Source organism: Sphaerisporangium dianthi (assembly GCF_042654065.1).
In the GTDB taxonomy this organism is placed as follows: Bacteria; Actinomycetota; Actinomycetes; order Streptosporangiales; family Streptosporangiaceae; genus Sphaerisporangium; species Sphaerisporangium dianthi.
Map to the genome: position 1 here is coordinate 35,892 of NZ_JBHSFP010000011.1, position 17,365 is coordinate 53,256.

Below are 17,365 nucleotides of genomic sequence, written 5' to 3' on the forward strand. Positions count from 1 at the left end.
TCAGCCGCCGATGGCCGACATGGGGCGGGACGGCTGCAGGAAGCTCGGATCGTCGATGCCGTGCCCGGCGCGCTTGCCCCGCACCGCGGCGACCCATCGCCGCGCGATCTCATCGTCGGAGGCGCCCGAGCGCAGGGCGGCGCGCAGGTCGGACTCGTCGGTGGCGAACAGGCAGTTGCGGATCTGGCCGTCGGCCGTCAGCCGTACCCGGTCGCAGGCGCCGCAGAACGGGCGGGTCACCGAGCCGATGACGCCGACCTTCGCCGGCCCGCCGTCCACCAGGAACACCTCGGCCGGGGCGCTGCCGCGCCGCCCGGGGTCGTCGGGGGTCAGCGTGAACTCGGCGGACAGGGTGGCGAGGATCTCGTCGGCGGTCACCATGTTCTCGCGGCGCCAGCCGTGCTGGGCGTCCAGCGGCATCTGCTCGATGAAGCGCAACTCGTAGCCGTGGTCCAGGCAGTAGCGCAGCAGCCGCACGGCGTCGTGGTCGTTGACGTCCCGCATGAGGACGGAGTTGACCTTCACCGGGCGCAGGCCCGCCGCGTCGGCGGCGGCCAGGCCGTCGAGGACGTCGGGCAGCCGGTCGCGGTTGGTGAGCCTGGCGAACGCCTCGCGGTCGAGGGTGTCGAGAGAGACGTTGACGCGGTCGAGCCCGGCCTCGGCCAGCGGCCCTGCCAGGCGGGTCAGACCGATGCCGTTGGAGGTGATCGAGAGCTGGGGCCGGGGACGCAGGGCGGCGGTGCGCGCGACGATCTCGACGAGCTCACGCCGCAGGAGCGGTTCTCCCCCGGTGTAGCGGATCTCGGTGATGCCGAGCCGCTCGACGCCGATGGCCACCAGGCGGCAGATCTCGTCGGCGGTGAGGAGTTCGGGCTTGGGCAGCCAGTCGAGCCCCTCCGGCGGCATGCAGTACGTGCAGCGGAGGTTGCACTTGTCGGTCAGCGAGACCCTGAGGTCGGTGGCCACTCGCCCGAACGAGTCAACGAGCACCGGGGGGCCTCCTGAAGGTTTGCGCGCGTGAGTCGTCTGTGAAGCCGTCTGCCTACGGCGAAGGTGTATGACTTTCACAGTAGACGTCGCCTCCGACGAAACGGCCCAGCGCCCCGCGGCATTCCGCGCGTGCCCATCCGTTTCCGGCGGTCGCTCCACGGGGCCGGCTCCGCCAGGGCCCTCAAGACGCGGGCGGCGCCCCGGTGCAGGGGGCGCCGCCCGTCTCCGTTCCGGCGTGCCGGCCCGGGCTCGCCGGGCCCGCCGCCGGTCTTACTGGGCGCTGCCCGACCGGCGCTTGGTCCAGACGTCGAAGGCGACCGCGGCCAGCAGGACGATGCCCTTGACCAGCATCACGCGCTCGCTCGGCGCGCCGATCAGCGACATGCCGTTGTTGATCACACCCATGATCAGGCCACCGGTGATCGCGCCGATCACCTTGCCGACGCCGCCCTGGACGGCCGCGCCGCCGATGAAGGCCGCCGCGATGGCGTCCAGCTCGTAGGTGGTGCCTGCGGTGGGCCCCGCCTGGTTGAGGCGCCCGGCGAAGATGACGCCGGCCAGGGCCGACAGCACGCCCATGTTGACGAAGATCCAGAAGACCACCGACTTGACCTTGACGCCGGACAGCACCGCGGCCTGCAGGTTGCCGCCGATGGCGTAGATGCGGCGGCCGAACACCGCGCGGTTGGTCAGCATCGTGTAGCCGAGCACCAGGACCGCCAGCAGCACCAGCACCCAGGGCAGGTTCTTGAAACGGGCGAGCTGCACCACGATGGCGAGGACCACGACCGCCGCCGCGATGATCTTCAGCAGGAAGACCGGCATCGGGTCGACGCCCTGGTTGTAGCTCTGCCGCGCGGCGCGCGTGCGCCACTGGGACAGGGCCATGCCGCCGACCGCGATGACGCCGACGAGCAGGCTGAACAGGTCGGCGCCGCCGAGCGCGCCGAGGCCGATGTTGCCCAGATAGCCGTCGGTGAATCCGTTGGCCAGCGTGCGCACCTGGTCGGGGAAGGGGCCGATGCCCTGGTTGCCCAGCACCGTCAGGGTGAGCGCGCGGAACAGCAGCATGCCGGCCAGGGTCACGATGAACGCCGGGATGCCGAAGTAGGCGATCCAGTAACCCTGCCAGGCGCCGATGAGGGCGCCGGCGACGAGGGTGAGCAGAACGGCGAGCGGCCAGGGGACCGAGTAGTTCACCATCAGCACCGCCGCGATGGCGCCGGTCACGCCGACCACCGACCCCACCGACAGGTCGATGTGCCCGGCGATGATGATGATGATCATGCCGATGGCGAGGATGAGGATGTAGGAGTTCTGGACGATGACGTTGGAGATGTTCTGCGGCTCCAGCAGGGCGCCATCGGTCAGCACCGCGAACAGCACGACGATCAGCGCGAAGGCGATGTAGATGCCGCTCTGCCGGATGTTGAGCGAGATGCCGAACAGCGACGTGCGCCCAGGCGGCTGCGCGGGTCCGGCGTCATTTCCGCCCGGGGCCACATCGGCGCCGGCAGGGGAGATGCTGGTCATCGGATCTGCTCCTGTCCCTTCATCATGTAGTGCATCAGGCGTTCCTGGGTCGCGTCCTCGCGCGCGACCTCGCCGGTGATGCGGCCTTCCGAGAGCGTGTAGATCCGATCGCACAGACCTAGCAGTTCGGGCAGTTCAGAGGATATGACCAGGATCGCCTTGCCCTGGTCGGCCAGGCGGTTGATGATCGAGTAGATCTCGTACTTGGCGCCCACGTCGATGCCCCGGGTGGGCTCGTCCAGGATGAGCACGTCGGCGTCAGTGAAGATCCACTTGGAGAGGACCACCTTCTGCTGGTTGCCGCCGCTGAGCTTGCCGGTGATGCTCAGCACGCTGGGCGCCTTGATGTTCATGCTCGCGCGGAAGTCCTCGGCGACCCGGAACTCCTCGTGGTCGTTGATCCATCCGCGCTGGGCCAGCCTGGGCAGGTCCGCGGCGGAGATGTTGCGCTTGATGTCGTCGATGAGGTTGAGGCCGTAGCGCTTGCGGTCCTCGGTGGCGTAGGCGATGCCGTGCTTGATGGCGTCGCGCACCGAGCGGATCTCGACGAGCTTGCCGTCGCGGAAGACGCGCCCGGAGATGTCGGTGCCGTAGGAGCGGCCGAACACGCTCATGGCCAGTTCGGTGCGCCCCGCGCCCATCAGGCCGGCCAGGCCGACGATCTCGCCGCGCCGCAGCGTCATGTTCGCGCCGGAGACGACCTTGCGCCCGCGCTGCGTGGGGCTGTAGACCGTCCAGTCCTCGATGCGCAGCGCCTCCTCGCCGATGTGGGGCTCGTGCGGCGGGAAGCGGCTCTCCAGGTCGCGGCCGACCATGCCCGAGATGATGCGGTCCTCGGTGACATGATCGGTCTTCATGCCCATGGTCTCGATCGTGCGGCCGTCGCGCAGGATGGTGATCGAGTCGGCGATCGCGATGACCTCGTTGAGCTTGTGCGAGATGATCACGCAGGTGATGCCCTCGTCGCGCAGCCCGCGCAGCAGGTCCAGCAGGTGCGCGGAGTCCTCGTCGTTCAGCGCGGCGGTCGGCTCGTCCAGGATCAGCAGCCGCACCTTCTTGGAGAGCGCCTTGGCGATCTCGACGAGCTGCTGCTTGCCCACGCCGATGTCGGCGACCGGGGTCACCGGGTTCTCGTCCAGACCCACCCGCTGGAGCAGCTGGCCGGCCTCGTGGTTGGTGCGGTTCCAGTCGATGAGGCCGCGCTTGGCGCGCTCATTGCCCAGGAAGATGTTCTCGGCGATCGAGAGCTGCGGGCTCAGCGCGAGCTCCTGGTGAATGATCACGATGCCGCGGTGCTCGCTGTCGCGGATGCTCGCGAAGCGGCACGGCTCGCCGTCGAAGAGGATCTCACCGTCGTAGGTGCCGTGGGGGTACACGCCCGACAGCACCTTCATCAGCGTCGACTTGCCCGCGCCGTTCTCTCCGCAGATCGCGTGGATCTCGCCTCGGCGGACGGACAGGTTGACGTCCTGGAGCGCCTTGACTCCGGGGAACGTCTTGGTGATTCCACGCATCCGCAGGATGTCGTCGGTCATGTCGTTTCCGTCTCTCAGGGAATGTCACGGCGTGGTGCGGCGCCGTGGACACGGCGCCGCACCGCGTGGATCAGCCCAGCTGCGCCTGCGTGTAGTAACCGCTGTCGACCACGATCTTCTGGTAGTTCGTCTTGTCGACGATCACCGGGTCGAGCAGGTACGAGGGGACGACCTTGTTGCCGTTGTCGTAGTCCTTGGTGTTGTTCACCTCGGGCTTGCCGCCCTTGAGCACGGCGTCGGCCATCTTGACGGTGATCTCCGCGAGCTGGCGGGTGTCCTTGTAGATCGTGGAGTACTGCTCACCGGCGATGATGGACTTCACCGAGGCGAGCTCGGCGTCCTGGCCGGTCACGATCGGGTACGGCTGGCCGGAGGTGCCGTAGCCGTTGCTCTTCAGCGCCGACAGGATGCCGATCGACAGGCCGTCGTAGGGGGACAGGACGCCGTCGACCTTCTTGCCGCCGCTGTAGGTCTTGGTGAGCAGGTCCTCCATGCGCTTCTGCGCGGTGGCGGGGTCCCAGCGCAGGATGGCGACGGTCTTGAAGTCGGTCTGGCCGCTCTGGACCTTCAGGGTGCCCTTGTCGATGTAGGGCTGGAGCACCGACATCGCGCCGTTGAAGAAGAACGTGGCGTTGTTGTCGTCCGGCGAACCGGCGAACAGCTCGACGTTGAAGGGGCCCTTGGCGTCGCCCTCGCCGCCGTCGGCGGTCTTGAGCTTCAGGCCGACCAGCAGCGAGGTGGCCTGCTGCACTCCGACCTTGAAGTTGTCGAAGGTGGCGTAGTAGTCGACGTTCGGGCTGTTGCGGATCAGCCGGTCGTAGGCGATGACCGGAATGTGCTTGTCGGCCGCCTGCTGGAGCTGGGTGGTGATGGCCGTGCCGTCGATCGAGGCGATGACCAGGAGCTTGGCGCCCTTGGTGATCTGGTTCTCGATCTGGTTGACCTGGGTGGGGATGTCGTTCTCGGCGTACTGGAGGTCGACCTTGTAGCCGAGCTTCTCAAGGCTCGCCTTGACGTTGTCGCCGTCGTGGATCCAGCGCTCGGAGGACTTGGTCGGCATCGTGACGCCCACGAGCGCGCCGCTGTTGTCCGCGGCGGCGCCGGAGGAGGGCGCCTGAGCGTCGACGGTCTTCTGGCTGGAGCCGCAGGCGGTCAGCGCCGCGGCCAGCGCGAAGGTGGATGCCACCGTCGCCATTCTTGCGAATCTCATCGTTCTACTCCTTGCGAGTGGGGGTCCCGATGCGTGCGGGGTGGAATCCTGCCGGGCCCCGTCTGCGGGGCCCGTTGCGCGTCGCGGACTGATCGGCCGTGGCGGAGCGGCCGGCCGTCCGCGCGCACGCCCCCACGAGGGGGGTGGGAGCGGCGGGGCGGACGCGTTGCCGGCGCCCTGGGGCATCCGGCCTGCGCCGGACGACCCGGAGCGCGCACACGCCGGCGTTACCTCTCTGCCCGCGCGGGCGCGGGCAGAGAGCCTCGGTGGTGGACCGGGGCCATGGTATGGCCGGCTGGCATGTGCGGTGACCTCCCGGATCATGATCAGGCGGGCTGGCGGCACGCGCCTGAGCGGTTAGTGTTATCGCTAACAATTGGGCTGTCAATAGGTATCGATAACGTCGCTGTAACAAGAGCGAAACCCTTGTTGACCAGCGCGGTTTCCCCCCGCGGTTCCCCTGCGAGCGAAGGGCGGGGCGGGCGCCGGACGAAGCCCGCTCCCCGCGCGGCCCTGCAGGCGGATGTGCCCGCGTGAGTTCACGTCACCCCTGGCAGGGGCGGCGCCATCGAGTCGCGGATGACCGCGCGCCCGGCGTGCCGGCCCGGCGCGCGAGCGCCCGTCACGGCCGTCCGAGGCGTGAACCGGGGCCGGCCACCCCCGGAGGGGCCAGGGCGGGCGAAGCGCGCATCAGTAAACGCCCTGGCAGCCAGGACGTCAACATGATGTTAACCACCTGTTTCGGCGTAACCGGACCGTGACCTAAATCGTCTTGACGGATCCCGTTGTTAGCGTTCACAGTCGAGCCCAGGCGTGGCAGGCGTGCCGGCTCTCCCGCCCATGGAGGAATCGGCGTGCCCGTTCCGCAGCCTTTGGGTACGGCTCGGCAAGCACGACCTACGACATCAACCTGAGAGTGAATGTGAGCGATAACAACAGTCGCTATGTGGTCGGCGTTGACTTCGGCACGCTGTCGGGCCGCGCCGTCGTGGTGCGGGTGGACGACGGCGCCGAACTCGGCTCGGCGGTCCACGAGTACGCCGATCGGGTCATCGAGGAGGCACTGCCCGGCAGTGGCGTCCGTCTCGGCCCCGACTGGGCGCTGCAGTCCCCCAGGGACTGGCTGGACGTGCTGCGCGTCGCGGTCCCGAAGGCCCTCGCCGTCGCCGGGGTGCCCGCCTCGCGCGTCATCGGCATCGGCACCGACTTCACGGCCTGCACCGTCCTCCCGGCCACCGCCGACGGCACGCCGCTGAGCGAGCTGCTCCCCGACCGGCCGCACGCGTGGCCGAAGCTGTGGAAGCACCACGCCGCCCAGTCGCACGCCGACCGGATCAACGCCCTGGCCGCCGAGCGCGGCGAGCCCTGGCTGCCGCGCTACGGCGGCAAGATCTCCTCCGAGTGGCAGTTCGCCAAGGGCCTGCAGGTCCTGGAAGAGGACCCGGAGGTCTACGATCTGGCCGAGCGCTGGATCGAGGCCGCCGACTGGATCATCTGGCAGCTCACCGGGGTCGAGACCCGCAACACCTGCACCGCCGGCTACAAGGGCGTCTACCAGGACGGCGGTTACCCCTCCGCCGACTTCCTCGCGGCCCTGAACCCGCGCTTCGCCGGCTTCACCGCCAAGCTCGGCGGCGAGCCCTCCCCCCTCGGCGGCCTGGCCGGCCGGCTGACGGCCGGCGCGGCGGAGCTCACCAAGCTGCCCGAGGGCATCGCCGTCGCGGTGGGCAACGTCGACGCCCACGTCACCGCGGCCGCCGCCGACGCCGTCCGTCCCGGGCAGATGGTCGCCATCATGGGCACCTCCACCTGTCACGTCATGCCCTCCGACCAGCTGGCCGAGGTGCCCGGCATGTGCGGCGTCGTCCGCGACGGCATCGTGCCCGGCCTGTGGGGGTATGAGGCCGGGCAGTCGGCCGTCGGGGACATCTTCGCCTGGTTCATCGAGACCTCGGTCCCCGCCGCCTACAGCGAGCGGGCCGCCGAGCTCGGGGTGAGCGTCCACGAGCACCTGACCTCCCTGGCCGCCGCGCAGGAGGTCGGCGCGCACGGCCTGGTCGCGCTCGACTGGCACAACGGCAACCGTTCGGTGCTGGTGGACCACAACCTGTCGGCGGTGATCGCCGGGCAGACGCTCGCCACCCGGCCCGAGGACGTTTACCGGGCGCTCATCGAGGCGACCGCCTTCGGAGCCCGGGTCATCGTGGAAACTTTCGAGAAGTCGGGCGTTCCCGTGGAGGAGTTCGTCGTCGCGGGCGGCCTGCTGAAGAACCCCTTCCTGATGCAGGTCTACGCCGACGTTCTGCGCCGCCCGCTCTCGGTCATCGGCTCTGAGCAGGGGCCCGCGCTCGGATCGGCCATCCACGCGGCCGTCGCCGCGGGCGCCTACGACGACATCACCGGGGCCGCCGCGGCGATGGGCAAGCGTACACAGGCCGCGTACGAGCCTGACGCCGCTCGCGCCGACGCCTACGATCGGCTCTACGCCGAGTACCGCCTGCTGCACGACCACTTCGCCGACGGGGAGCTGTTGCACCGGCTCCGCGCGATCAGGAACGAGGCCGGGGCATGATGCTGCCAGAGCTGCGCGAGACGGTCAGCCGCCTGCACGCCGAACTGGTGCGCTACAACCTCGTCGCCTGGACCGCGGGCAACGTCTCGGGACGGGCCCCCGGCGGCGAGCTGTTCGTCATCAAGCCGAGCGGCGTGTCCTACGACGAGCTGACCCCCGAGTCGATGGTCGTGTGCGACCTGGACGGCAACCTGGTCGAGGGCGACTACGCCCCCTCCAGCGACACCGCCGCGCACGCCTACACCTACCGCAGCATGCCCGAGGTGAACGGCGTGGTGCACACCCACTCCACCTACGCCTCCGCCTGGGCGGCGCGCGGCGAGCCGATCCCGTGCGTGCTCACCGCGATGGCCGACGAGTTCGGCGGCGAGATCCCCGTGGGGCCGTTCGCCCTCATCGGCGGCGACGACATCGGCAAGGGCATCGTCGCCACGCTGTCGGGGCACCGCTCCCCCGCGGTGCTCATGCAGAACCACGGCGTGTTCAGCATCGGCGACTCGGCGAAGGCGGCGGTGAAGGCCGCGGTGATGTGCGAGGACGTCGCCCGCACCGTTCACGTCGCGCGTCAGCTCGGCGAGCCGCTGCCGATCCCCCAGGCCGACATCGACCGCTTGTACGACCGCTACCAGAACGTTTATGGGCAGAGGAGTCCCCTGTGAAACTGTGGTTCCTGACCGGCAGCCAGGGCCTGTACGGCGATGAGACGCTGGCGCAGGTGGCCGGGCAGTCCCAGGAGATCGCCGGCGCCCTCGGCCGCGCGCTGCCCTTCGAGGTGGTCTGGCTGCCGGTGCTCACCGACGCCGCCGCCATCCGCAAGGTCTGCCTGGAGGCGAGCGCCGACGACGAGTGCGGCGGCGTCATCGCCTGGATGCACACCTTCTCCCCCGCCAAGATGTGGATCGCCGGGCTGGACGCCCTGCGCAAGCCGCTGCTGCACCTGCACACGCAGGCCAACGTCGAGCTGCCGTGGAGTTCCATCGACATGGACTTCATGAACCTCAACCAGGCCGCGCACGGCGACCGCGAGTTCGGCTACATCCAGTCCCGGCTGGGCGTGCCGCGCAAGACCGTGGCCGGGCACGTCAGCGACCCTGCGGTCGTGGCGCGCATCGCCGCCTGGGCGCGGGCCGCGGCGGGACGCGCCGAGGTCGGCTCGCTCAAGCTGGCGAGGTTCGGCGACAACATGCGCGACGTCGCGGTCACCGAGGGCGACAAGGTCGAGGCGCAGCTGCGGTTCGGCGTCTCGGTGAACACCTACGGCGTCAACGACCTGGTCGAGGCGGTGGGCGCGGCCGCGGACTCCGACGTGACGGCGCTGGTCAAGGAGTACGAGGACGGCTACCACGTAGCTCCCGAGCTGCGGTCGGGCGGCGAGCGGCACGAGTCGCTGCGCTACGCGGCGCGCATCGAGCTCGGCCTGCGCGGTTTCCTGCAGGACGGCGGCTTCAAGGCGTTCACCACCAACTTCGAGGACCTCGGCGGCCTGCGGCAGCTCCCCGGCCTGGCCGTGCAGCGGCTGATGGCCGACGGCTACGGGTTCGGCGGCGAGGGCGACTGGAAGACCTCGGTGCTGCTGCGCACGCTGAAGGTCATGTCGGAGGGCCTCACGGGCGGCACGTCGTTCATGGAGGACTACACCTACCACCTGACGCCGGGCGAGGAGGCCATCCTCGGCGCCCACATGCTGGAGGTCTGCCCGACCATCGCCTCCGGCACGCCCTCGTGCGAGATCCACCCGCTGAGCATCGGCGGACGCGAGGACCCGGTGCGGCTGGTGTTCGACGCCCAGCCCGGGCCCGCGGTCGTGGTGGGCCTGGCCGACATGGGCGAGCGGTTCCGGCTGGTGGCCAACGAGATCGACGTCATCGCGCCCGCCGAGCCGCTCCCCCGGCTGCCGGTGGCGCGGGCCGTCTGGAAGCCGCGCCCCGACATGCGCACCTCGGCGGAGTCGTGGCTGACGGCCGGCGCCCCTCACCACACGGTGCTGTCGGCGGCGGTGGGCACCGAGGAGCTGACCGACTTCGCCGACATGCTCGGGGTGGAACTGCTGGTCATCGACGCCGACACCACTCCGCGCCAGTTCGCCAAGGAACTGCGCTGGAACCAGGCGTACTACCGCCTGGCGCAGGGTTTCTGACCCGCTCCCGCCCGGCCGCGCGACCGGCGGCGGCGCTCCGTCCTCCCTCGCGGAGAGGGCGGGGCGGCGCCGCCGTCACCTCCCGCGGCCCGGCGGCTCACCGTTTCCCGCCCCTTCGCGGTGACCGGCCGGCGCACCGGCGGGAAAAGCGAGTGCGTCAATTGGAAAACGCCCTTTACAAAGGCGTTGTTAACGTTAACAATTGACCCACCCCAGCGTGGGCCGGAGTGTCCGCGAGGAAGGAGGCGTGGCCGCAGTCATGGCTCGCAACATGCATCGCTCCCCTGTCATGGCGGATGTGGCACGGCTCGCCGGTGTGTCCCACCAGACCGTATCCCGGGTTCTCAACGATCACCCTAACGTGCGCCAGGAAACGCGCGAAAGAGTGCTCGCCGCCATCGAAGGCCTCGGCTACCGCCGCAATTCGACCGCCCGCGCACTGGTGACCCGGCAGACCAACACCCTCGGCGTGGTCGCCTTCGACACGACGCTGTACGGCCCGGCCAGCACGCTCTACGGTCTTGAGCGGGCCGCCCGCGAGGCCGGCTACTTCGTGAGCATCGTCAGCCTGCGCGAGCTCACCCGCGACGACCTCGCCGAGGCGCTCGACCACCTCGCCCGCCAGCAGGTGGACGGGCTCGTGGTCATCGTCCCGCAGAGCGCGATCGCGGTGGCGCTGGCCGAGATGCCGCAGCCCGTCCCCGTGGTGACGGTGGAGGGGGACGCCGGCGTCGGCCTGCCCGTGGTGAACGTCGACCAGCGCAAAGGCGGCGCGCTCGTCACCGAGCACCTGCTGCGGCTCGGCCACCGCACGGTCTGGCACGTCTCTGGGCCGCCGGACTGGCTGGAGTCCCAGGGCCGCACCCAAGGCTGGCGCGAAACCCTGCTGGCCGCCGGGGCCCCCATCCCCGAGCCGCTGTCGGGCGACTGGAGCCCCCGCTCGGGTTACCGCTGCGGGCAGCTGCTCGCCGGGGTGCCCGACCTGACGGCCGTCTTCGTGGGCAACGACCAGATGGCCCTCGGGGTCATGCGGGCACTGGACGAGGCGCGCGTCCGCGTCCCCGACGACGTCAGCGTCGTCGGCTTCGACGACGTGCCCGAGTCGGAGTTCTTCACCCCGCCCCTCACCACCGTGTCCCAGGACTTCTCCGAGGTCGGCCGCAAGGCGATCGAGCTGCTGCTCGACGCCCTGTCCGAGGAGGACGTCCATCCGGCGCCGCGGCCCTCCGACGGCGCCTTCCCCGGCCCTGCCGCCGGGACGCCGGCTTCGCCCGCGCGCATCATCGTCCAGCCGCACCTGGTCGTCCGCCGCAGCTCCGGCCCGCCCAGGCGATCCTGATCCCGAGGGGAACCGCCGGGGAGCCGCGCCATCGGAGCGGCTCCCCGGCGGGCCGCTCCGGGGGCGTGTTCAGCCCTTGACGCAGATGATCTGACGCAGGTGGGCGACGACCTCGACCAGGTCGGTCTGGGCGGCCATGACCGACTCGATGTCCTTGTAGGCGCCCGGGATCTCGTCGAGCACCCCGGCGTCCTTGCGGCACTCGACCCCGCTGGTCTGCGCCGAAAGGTCGTCGAGCGTGAACGTCCGCTTGGCCTTGTTCCTGCTCATCTTGCGTCCGGCGCCGTGCGAGGCCGAGTTGAACGCCTTGGCGTTGCCCAGGCCCTTGACGATGTAGGTGCCCGTCGCCATCGACCCGGGGATGATGCCGAGCTCTCCCGCGCCGGCCCGGATGGCGCCCTTGCGCGTGACCAGCAGCTCCATCCCGTCGTAGGTCTCCTCCGCCGCGTAGTTGTGGTGGCAGGAGATGGTCGGGTCGAAGGTGATGCCGGCGAAGTGCTTGCGCAGCACGCCGCAGACCAGCGCCATCATGACCGCCCGGTTGCGGCGGGCGTAGTCCTGCGCCCAGAACAGATCACGCCGGTAGGCGTCCATCTTCACCGTCCCGGCCACGAACACCGCCAGGTCGCGGTCGGGCAGATCCTGGTTGTGCGGCAGCTTGCGCGCCTGCTCGATGTGATGCTCGGCCAGCTCCTTGCCGATGTTGCGCGACCCGGAGTGCAGCACCACCCACACCACGCCTTCGTCGTCGGAGCACACCTCGAGGAAGTGGTTCCCGCCGCCCAGCGTGCCCATCTGCGCCTCGGCCCGCTGCCTCTTCGGCCGCACCGCCGGCGCCAGCTCCTCGAACCCCTGCCAGAAGCCTCCCCAGTCGGCCGTCGGGAACCCGTGCAGCCTGGCCGGGTCGACCGGACGCTTGTGCGCGTGGAACCCCACCGGGATCGCCTGCTCCAGCCGCGACCGCAGATACGGCAGGTTGTCCGGCAGATCCTCGGCCTTCAACGAGGTCCGCACCGCGCTCATCCCGCACCCGATGTCCACCCCGACCGCCGCGGGCGACACAGCGTCGCGCATCGCGATCACCGAGCCCACGGTGGCCCCCATGCCGTAATGCACGTCCGGCATCACGGCGACACCATGCGTCCACGGCAGATCGGCCACGTTGCGCAGCTGCCGCATCGCCTGCGACTCGACCTCGTCGGGCTCGGCCCACATCCGGATCGGCGCACGCCCGCCCGGCACCTTCTTGTACACCATCGCGTGTCGCCTCCTTCCGCCGAGATCCGCACCGACACCTCCAATGACGCCAGACCCGCACGCCGCCCGCAACCGATTTACGATCACGCCGACGGCGGCGTCATCATCGAGACACGAGTCCGCCGGGGCCCGCCCGGACCTGCTTCGACGGCTCGGGCGGACCCTGCGGACATGGGGCGCCTGCGGCGGCCGATGATCGCTCTGCCGGGACGTGTGGCGGGCGGTCTACACCGAGGAGGTGTCGCGCTCGGTCAGCGTGAAGCCGAGCTGGCTGTACAGTTCCAGCTGGTCGAGGTACTCGCGGTGGGTCATGATCCTGCCGTTCTCGATATGGGCCGCGCACGAGGCGCGGACGGCGACGCGACGGCCGGTCCCTTCCAGGACGTGCCCGTCAGGCAGCAGGAACGGCCCGGTGTGGGTGCCGGTGAGCGTCCATTCCGTGATCGCGGGGTCGTGGTCGTCGCGGTCCTCCTCCAGCCACGCCGTCTGGCGGAAGTCGGCGAAGCCCGCGAAGAACTGCTCGTAGAACGAGGCGATCTCGTCCCATCCCTCGGCGATGCCCGCCGGCGTGACAAGGACGGCGTCCGGGTTGTAGCACTCGAGCACCCGGGGCAGGTCGTGAGCGTTGATCGCTTCGATGAGCCGGCGTACGATCTCCCGAGAAGTGGACATGACCATGGGCCTTCGCTGATGGGATGAGGTGGTGGGCCCGCACCGGGCCCTGGGCACGATCGGCTTGACGATCATGGTGTTCGGCCGCGCCGAGTCGCGTCGGGGCTTCGGCGGGATCCCTTTCACGCTAGCCAGCGCAGGGTCAGCCGCCGACTTCGCCGGCTTCCCATGTCCGCCACGGAACACGCGACGGTGTCCATGCCGCCCCGCGACAGCGTCAACCCGGGCAAAGAACGCGGCGGGCCGGCCGGCCTCGCGTCCGAAAGGGCGCGGGGATCACGTCCGCGCCGGCGGGTCCGGGGGCGGCGGAGGGGTCACGGGGCCGGCGATCGCGTGGGCGAGCCGGGCCGCCACCTCGGCGGTCAGGGGCGAGCGGGCGAGCAGGAGCCGGTACCACATCAGCCCGTAGATCTGGTCCATCATCAGCTCCAGGTCCGTCCCGGCGGGCAGCTCGCCGCGGTCCCGGCCGCGGGTCAGCAGAGCGCGGAGCCCGCCCCGGCGCGCGGTGACGAAGTCGCGCATTCCCTGGGCGGCCTCGGTGTCGCGCTGCGCCTCGGCCATGAGGCCGCGCAGCAGGGGGCCGGCGCGCTCGACGGCCTGGAAGGTGCCTGCGAGGAAGGCTTCCAGGTCGGCCGCCAGGGCGCCGGTGTCGGGGAGGGCCACCTCCTGCTGGGCGTGCTCGACCACCGCCTCCAGCAGCACCGCGCCCTTGGAGGGCCACCACCGGTAGATGGTGTGCTTGCTGACCCCGGCGGCCCGGGCGATGGCGTCGATCGAGACGGCCGCGCCGTCCGGGCCGGCGAGCAGATCGGCGGCGCAGCGCAGCACGGCCCGGCGCACCGCGGGATTGCGCCGGCGCCCCGTATGGGGCCGGGCGGGGGTGGGGTCGGCGGACATGATCCCATGCTATCCGTTTGACGGAACGATGAGTTCCGGCAATGCTTTTGCCGGAACTCATCGTTCCGTCAAACGCGGAGCAGGGGCGTCGCACGCATCCGGGGGGATCAGCGGACGACGGCCGATGACCGGCGTCCGGCCCAGGTCCCGTCCGGCATGCTCCGTCCGCATCACGCCGATCCCCCGGAGATCGACCGCAGACACGCAGAGGACACCATGGATCTGAACCTGCGCGGCAAGAGCGCGCTCATCACCGGCGCTTCGAAGGGCATCGGCGCCGCGACCGCCGAGGTGCTCGCCGAAGAGGGCTGCGAGGTGCACCTGGCCGCCCGCGGCGCTCCCGCGCTCGACGACCTCGCGCGCCACCTGCGGGCCGCCTACGGCGTCGGCGCGCACGCGCACCCGGTGGACCTGCGGCGACCGGCCGACCTCGCCCGCCTCGCCTCCGCCGTTCCCGACATCGACGTCCTGGTCAACAACGCCGGCGACATCCCCGGCGGCCCGCTCGACGCGGTCGGCGCGGCGGCCTGGCGGCACGGCTGGGAGCTCAAGGTCCTCGGCTACGTCGATCTGACCCGGCTCGTCTACGCGCGGATGAAGGCCCGCGGGCACGGGGTGATCGTCAACAACATCGGCGTCGCCGGCGAGCGGGTGGACCCCGCCTACATCGCCGGGAGCGCCGGCAACGCCGCCCTGATGGCCTTCACCCGGGCCCTCGGCGGCGCCAGCCTGGCCGACGGCGTCCGCGTCGTCGGCGTCAACCCCGGACCGGTGGCGACCGAACGCCTCCTCGCCCACGCGGGCCCCGGGGCGGGCGAGGAAGGCGCGCGCGCCGACCCGCTGGCCGCGCTCCCGCTCGGCCGTGCCGCGTCACCGCGCGAGGTCGCCGATCTCATCGCCTTCCTCGCCTCCGACCGGTCCGCCTACACCAGCGGGGCCGTCTTCACCGTCGACGGCGGCATGTCCGCCGCCAGGGGCTGACCGGCGCCGCCGCCGGGCCGCCCCCGCTCCTCGGCCCGCGCTACGCGCCGGGGCCGTCCACGGCGCGAAGGCGGATGGCGAGCTCGCCGAGATCGGCGATCGGGACGTCGCCGCCCAGGCCGCGGAGGGCGGCCACGGGAATGCCCGCCGCCCTGGCCGCCGCGACGCCGGGCGCGGAGTCCTCGACGACCAGGCATTCGCCGGGGACGACGCCGATCTCGGCCGCCGCCTTGAGGTAGCACTCGGGGTCGGGCTTGCTGACGGCGACGTCGTCCAGGCTCACCAGCAGCGGGGGCACGATGCCCGCGGCGGCCAGCCGTGCCCGGGCCAGCCGCCTGCCGGCCCCGGTGACGACGGCCCACGGGAGCCGGCGTGCGGCGAGGACGGCGAGGAGCTCGCCCGCGCCCGGCGCGGCCACCACGCCGTCGACGTCGGTGCACTCCAGGTCGAGCAGCGCCTCGGCCGAGCGCGCCAGTTCCGCTTCCGGCAGGTGAGGGAGCAGACGGCGGATCGTGCTCGGACCCGGATATCCGCGCAGGTCCGCCGTCAGCGCCTCCGCCGGGACGCCACTGGCGGCCGCCCACGCGCGCCAGGCGCGGTCCACGGCGCCGTCGGAGTCGACCAAGGTGCCGTCCATGTCGAGCAGGACGGCGCGGACACCGGCCAGGATGCTCATCGCGCCGCCTCCTCGCGGCCGCGGCCCACGCCCTTGAGCGCGATGAGCGCCCCGAGGGCCGCCAGGGTGACGGCGTTGGCGGCCACGACCGCCACATCGGCGACGGCGACGCCGTAGGTCAGCCACAGCCCTACGCCGGCGCTCAGCATGACCAGGTACGACCAGGCGAGGTCGTCCGTCGATCGGGTTCGCCATGAGCGGCGAAGCTGCGGCAGCCAGGATGCCGTGGTCAAGACTCCGGCGACCAGCCCGAGAGCGGTTGTCATCGCTTCTCCCTCGATTTTGTTCGTGATACGAGCATAAGCGGGGCGGGGAGTCCGGCACAATGCGTCTATGGAGGTCGGCGAAGTGGGGCGGGCGCGTGCCATACAGGTGCAGGGGATGCTCGCGGTGCTGCGGCACGTCCACGCCCATCCCGAGACGACCCGCGCCCAGCTCGCCCGCGACCTCGGCCTCAGCCGCAGCTCGGCGACCGAGATCGTCGCACGCCTGCACGCGCTGCGCCTGGTGGAGGAGGGCGACGCCGAGCCGACCGGCGCCCGCGGTCGCCCGACGCGCGTGGTGCACCGCCACGAGCTCGGGCCGGTGGTGGCGGTGGTGGACATCTCGCACGAGTCCTGGCGCCTGGCGGTCGCCCATCTCGGCGGCGGGCTGCGCCTCCTGCGCCGTGAACCCCACGGCCGGCCGCCGTCCCCCGATCAGGTCCTGGCCCAGGTCGCCACGGCACTCGGCGAGGTCCGCGAGCAGTACGGCGGAAGGCTGCGGGCGATCGGGATCTCCGTGCCGGGCACGATCAGCGACGGGCGGCTGGTGGCGGCCGCCACTCTCGGCTGGCGCGACGTCGACATGGCCCGGCGCCTGGCGCTCACCGCGCCGCCGCCCGTCGTGGTCGGCAACGACGCCACCATGGCCGGCGTCGCCGAGGCGCGCCGGGGGGCCGCGGCCGGCGCCGGCGTGACGCTCTCCCTGACCGTCGAGGTGGGCATCGGAGGGGTGCTGCTCGAACACGGACGCGCGACCACGGGCGCCACCGGCGCAGGCGGCGAGTTCGGGCACATGCCGTTCGGGGATCCCGCCCTCGAATGCCCGTGCGGGGCGCGCGGATGCTGGGACGTCGAGGTGGACGGGCGGGCCCTCGCCCGGCTCATGGGCGACCCGCCGCCGGCCGCCCCGCGCAGCGCCGCCGAAGCCGTCCTGCGGCGGGCCCGCGACGGCGACGCCGCCGCCCGCTCCGCGGCCGACCAGGTCGCCCGCAACCTCGGCCGAGGGGTCGCGGGCCTGGTCAACGCGCTGGACCCACACGTCGTGACGCTCTCCGGGCTGGCGGTGGCGATCATGGACGTCGCCGGGCCCTCGGTCCGCGCCGCCTACGAGAGCGGCCTGATGGCCTTCCGCCGCCCCGCCCCTCCCCCGCTGCTCCGTGCCCGGTTCCACGAGGACGGCAGCCTGCGCGGCGCGGCCGAGCTGGCCTTCGACGCCGTGCTCTGCGAGGCCGGTCTGCAGGAATGGCGACGAGCGACACGCCCCGCCACGGCGGGTCCCGCATGACGGAGAGGCGGGCCCACC

15 protein-coding genes are annotated in these 17,365 nt (G+C 71.4%); 6 read left to right on the forward strand and 9 right to left on the reverse strand.

Features of this window, described 5'->3' with window-relative positions; translation table 11 throughout:
• The 4 genes from moaA to chvE form a co-directional block, all read right to left on the reverse strand.
• On the reverse strand, positions 1 to 990 hold the full coding sequence (gene moaA, locus ACFO60_RS17910; RefSeq protein ID WP_380841518.1) for a GTP 3',8-cyclase MoaA: 990 nt from the start codon (positions 988 to 990) through the stop codon (positions 1 to 3).
• 270 nt (positions 991 to 1,260) lie between these two features.
• On the reverse strand, positions 1,261 to 2,523 hold the full coding sequence (mmsB, locus tag ACFO60_RS17915) for a multiple monosaccharide ABC transporter permease (RefSeq protein WP_380841519.1): 1,263 nt from the start codon (positions 2,521 to 2,523) through the stop codon (positions 1,261 to 1,263).
• A complete protein-coding gene (mmsA, locus tag ACFO60_RS17920) occupies positions 2,520 to 4,058 on the reverse strand; it encodes a multiple monosaccharide ABC transporter ATP-binding protein (protein ID WP_380841520.1) in 1,539 nt (512 codons plus the stop codon). Before mmsA ends, mmsB begins: the two co-directional genes overlap by 4 nt.
• Before the next feature lie 70 nt (positions 4,059 to 4,128).
• Positions 4,129 to 5,268: a multiple monosaccharide ABC transporter substrate-binding protein gene (gene chvE / locus ACFO60_RS17925; RefSeq protein ID WP_380841522.1), complete on the reverse strand. Its 1,140-nt coding sequence runs from the start codon at positions 5,266 to 5,268 to the stop codon at positions 4,129 to 4,131.
• A gap of 946 nt (positions 5,269 to 6,214) precedes the next feature.
• On the opposite strand from chvE, the gene araB reads away from it, so the two are divergent.
• The 4 genes from araB to ACFO60_RS17945 all read left to right on the forward strand — a co-directional run bounded on the left by araB (position 6,215) and on the right by ACFO60_RS17945 (position 11,316).
• Complete coding sequence (araB, locus tag ACFO60_RS17930) at positions 6,215 to 7,840, forward strand: ribulokinase (RefSeq protein ID WP_380841523.1); 1,626 nt, start codon at positions 6,215 to 6,217, stop codon at positions 7,838 to 7,840.
• Positions 7,837 to 8,499: an L-ribulose-5-phosphate 4-epimerase gene (locus tag ACFO60_RS17935; RefSeq protein WP_380841524.1), complete on the forward strand. Its 663-nt coding sequence runs from the start codon at positions 7,837 to 7,839 to the stop codon at positions 8,497 to 8,499. Before araB ends, ACFO60_RS17935 begins: the two co-directional genes overlap by 4 nt.
• Entirely contained in the window at positions 8,496 to 9,977 is a 1,482-nt protein-coding gene (araA, locus tag ACFO60_RS17940; RefSeq protein ID WP_380841525.1) for an L-arabinose isomerase, read from the forward strand. Before ACFO60_RS17935 ends, araA begins: the two co-directional genes overlap by 4 nt.
• A 289-nt stretch (positions 9,978 to 10,266) precedes the next feature.
• Positions 10,267 to 11,316, forward strand: coding sequence for a LacI family DNA-binding transcriptional regulator (locus ACFO60_RS17945; protein ID WP_380841721.1), 1,050 nt, complete (start codon positions 10,267 to 10,269; stop codon positions 11,314 to 11,316).
• Between the two features lie 69 nt (positions 11,317 to 11,385).
• Here ACFO60_RS17945 and ACFO60_RS17950 read toward each other — a convergent pair whose 3' ends face one another.
• The 3 genes from ACFO60_RS17950 to ACFO60_RS17960 all read right to left on the reverse strand — a co-directional run bounded on the left by ACFO60_RS17950 (position 11,386) and on the right by ACFO60_RS17960 (position 14,142).
• The gene (locus ACFO60_RS17950; RefSeq protein WP_380841526.1) at positions 11,386 to 12,573 is read right to left on the reverse strand and encodes an RtcB family protein; all 1,188 of its coding nucleotides are present in this window, start codon (positions 12,571 to 12,573) and stop codon (positions 11,386 to 11,388) included.
• A gap of 225 nt (positions 12,574 to 12,798) precedes the next feature.
• A complete protein-coding gene (locus ACFO60_RS17955; RefSeq protein WP_380841528.1) occupies positions 12,799 to 13,245 on the reverse strand; it encodes an ester cyclase in 447 nt (148 codons plus the stop codon).
• 276 nt (positions 13,246 to 13,521) lie between these two features.
• Positions 13,522 to 14,142, reverse strand: coding sequence for a TetR/AcrR family transcriptional regulator (locus ACFO60_RS17960; RefSeq protein ID WP_380841529.1), 621 nt, complete (start codon positions 14,140 to 14,142; stop codon positions 13,522 to 13,524).
• Positions 14,143 to 14,358: 216 nt separating this feature from the next.
• Between ACFO60_RS17960 and ACFO60_RS17965 the strand changes: the two genes are divergently transcribed.
• Positions 14,359 to 15,123: a short-chain dehydrogenase/reductase gene (locus tag ACFO60_RS17965; RefSeq protein WP_380841531.1), complete on the forward strand. Its 765-nt coding sequence runs from the start codon at positions 14,359 to 14,361 to the stop codon at positions 15,121 to 15,123.
• Positions 15,124 to 15,163: 40 nt separating this feature from the next.
• Here ACFO60_RS17965 and ACFO60_RS17970 read toward each other — a convergent pair whose 3' ends face one another.
• Positions 15,164 to 15,799 carry an HAD family hydrolase gene (locus ACFO60_RS17970; RefSeq protein WP_380841532.1) on the reverse strand — a complete coding sequence of 212 codons (636 nt, stop codon included), beginning with the start codon at positions 15,797 to 15,799 and terminating at the stop codon, positions 15,164 to 15,166.
• On the reverse strand, positions 15,796 to 16,065 hold the full coding sequence (locus tag ACFO60_RS17975) for a SemiSWEET family sugar transporter (RefSeq protein WP_380841533.1): 270 nt from the start codon (positions 16,063 to 16,065) through the stop codon (positions 15,796 to 15,798). The genes ACFO60_RS17970 and ACFO60_RS17975 overlap by 4 nt, the downstream gene beginning before the upstream one ends.
• 67 nt (positions 16,066 to 16,132) lie before the next feature.
• Between ACFO60_RS17975 and ACFO60_RS17980 the strand changes: the two genes are divergently transcribed.
• Positions 16,133 to 17,347 (forward strand): ROK family transcriptional regulator, encoded by a 1,215-nt coding sequence (locus ACFO60_RS17980; RefSeq protein WP_380841534.1) that lies wholly within the window; start codon positions 16,133 to 16,135, stop codon positions 17,345 to 17,347.
• Positions 17,348 to 17,365: the final 18 nt, after the last annotated feature.

What these genes read in the sequence shown, in the direction of transcription:
- ACFO60_RS17960 (WP_380841529.1), bottom strand. Translation starts at nt 14,142, where the DNA reads ATGTCCGCCGACCCCACCCCCGCCCGGCCCCATACGGGGCGCCGGCGC.
- mmsB (WP_380841519.1), bottom strand. Translation starts at nt 2,523, where the DNA reads ATGACCAGCATCTCCCCTGCCGGCGCCGATGTGGCCCCGGGCGGAAAT.
- ACFO60_RS17955 (WP_380841528.1), bottom strand. Translation starts at nt 13,245, where the DNA reads ATGTCCACTTCTCGGGAGATCGTACGCCGGCTCATCGAAGCGATCAAC.
- ACFO60_RS17970 (WP_380841532.1), bottom strand. Translation starts at nt 15,799, where the DNA reads ATGAGCATCCTGGCCGGTGTCCGCGCCGTCCTGCTCGACATGGACGGC.
- ACFO60_RS17935 (WP_380841524.1), top strand. Translation starts at nt 7,837, where the DNA reads ATGATGCTGCCAGAGCTGCGCGAGACGGTCAGCCGCCTGCACGCCGAA.
- ACFO60_RS17975 (WP_380841533.1), bottom strand. Translation starts at nt 16,065, where the DNA reads ATGACAACCGCTCTCGGGCTGGTCGCCGGAGTCTTGACCACGGCATCC.
- mmsA (WP_380841520.1), bottom strand. Translation starts at nt 4,058, where the DNA reads ATGACCGACGACATCCTGCGGATGCGTGGAATCACCAAGACGTTCCCC.
- ACFO60_RS17945 (WP_380841721.1), top strand. Translation starts at nt 10,267, where the DNA reads ATGGCGGATGTGGCACGGCTCGCCGGTGTGTCCCACCAGACCGTATCC.
- ACFO60_RS17980 (WP_380841534.1), top strand. Translation starts at nt 16,133, where the DNA reads ATGGAGGTCGGCGAAGTGGGGCGGGCGCGTGCCATACAGGTGCAGGGG.
- ACFO60_RS17950 (WP_380841526.1), bottom strand. Translation starts at nt 12,573, where the DNA reads ATGGTGTACAAGAAGGTGCCGGGCGGGCGTGCGCCGATCCGGATGTGG.
- ACFO60_RS17965 (WP_380841531.1), top strand. Translation starts at nt 14,359, where the DNA reads ATGGATCTGAACCTGCGCGGCAAGAGCGCGCTCATCACCGGCGCTTCG.
- chvE (WP_380841522.1), bottom strand. Translation starts at nt 5,268, where the DNA reads ATGAGATTCGCAAGAATGGCGACGGTGGCATCCACCTTCGCGCTGGCC.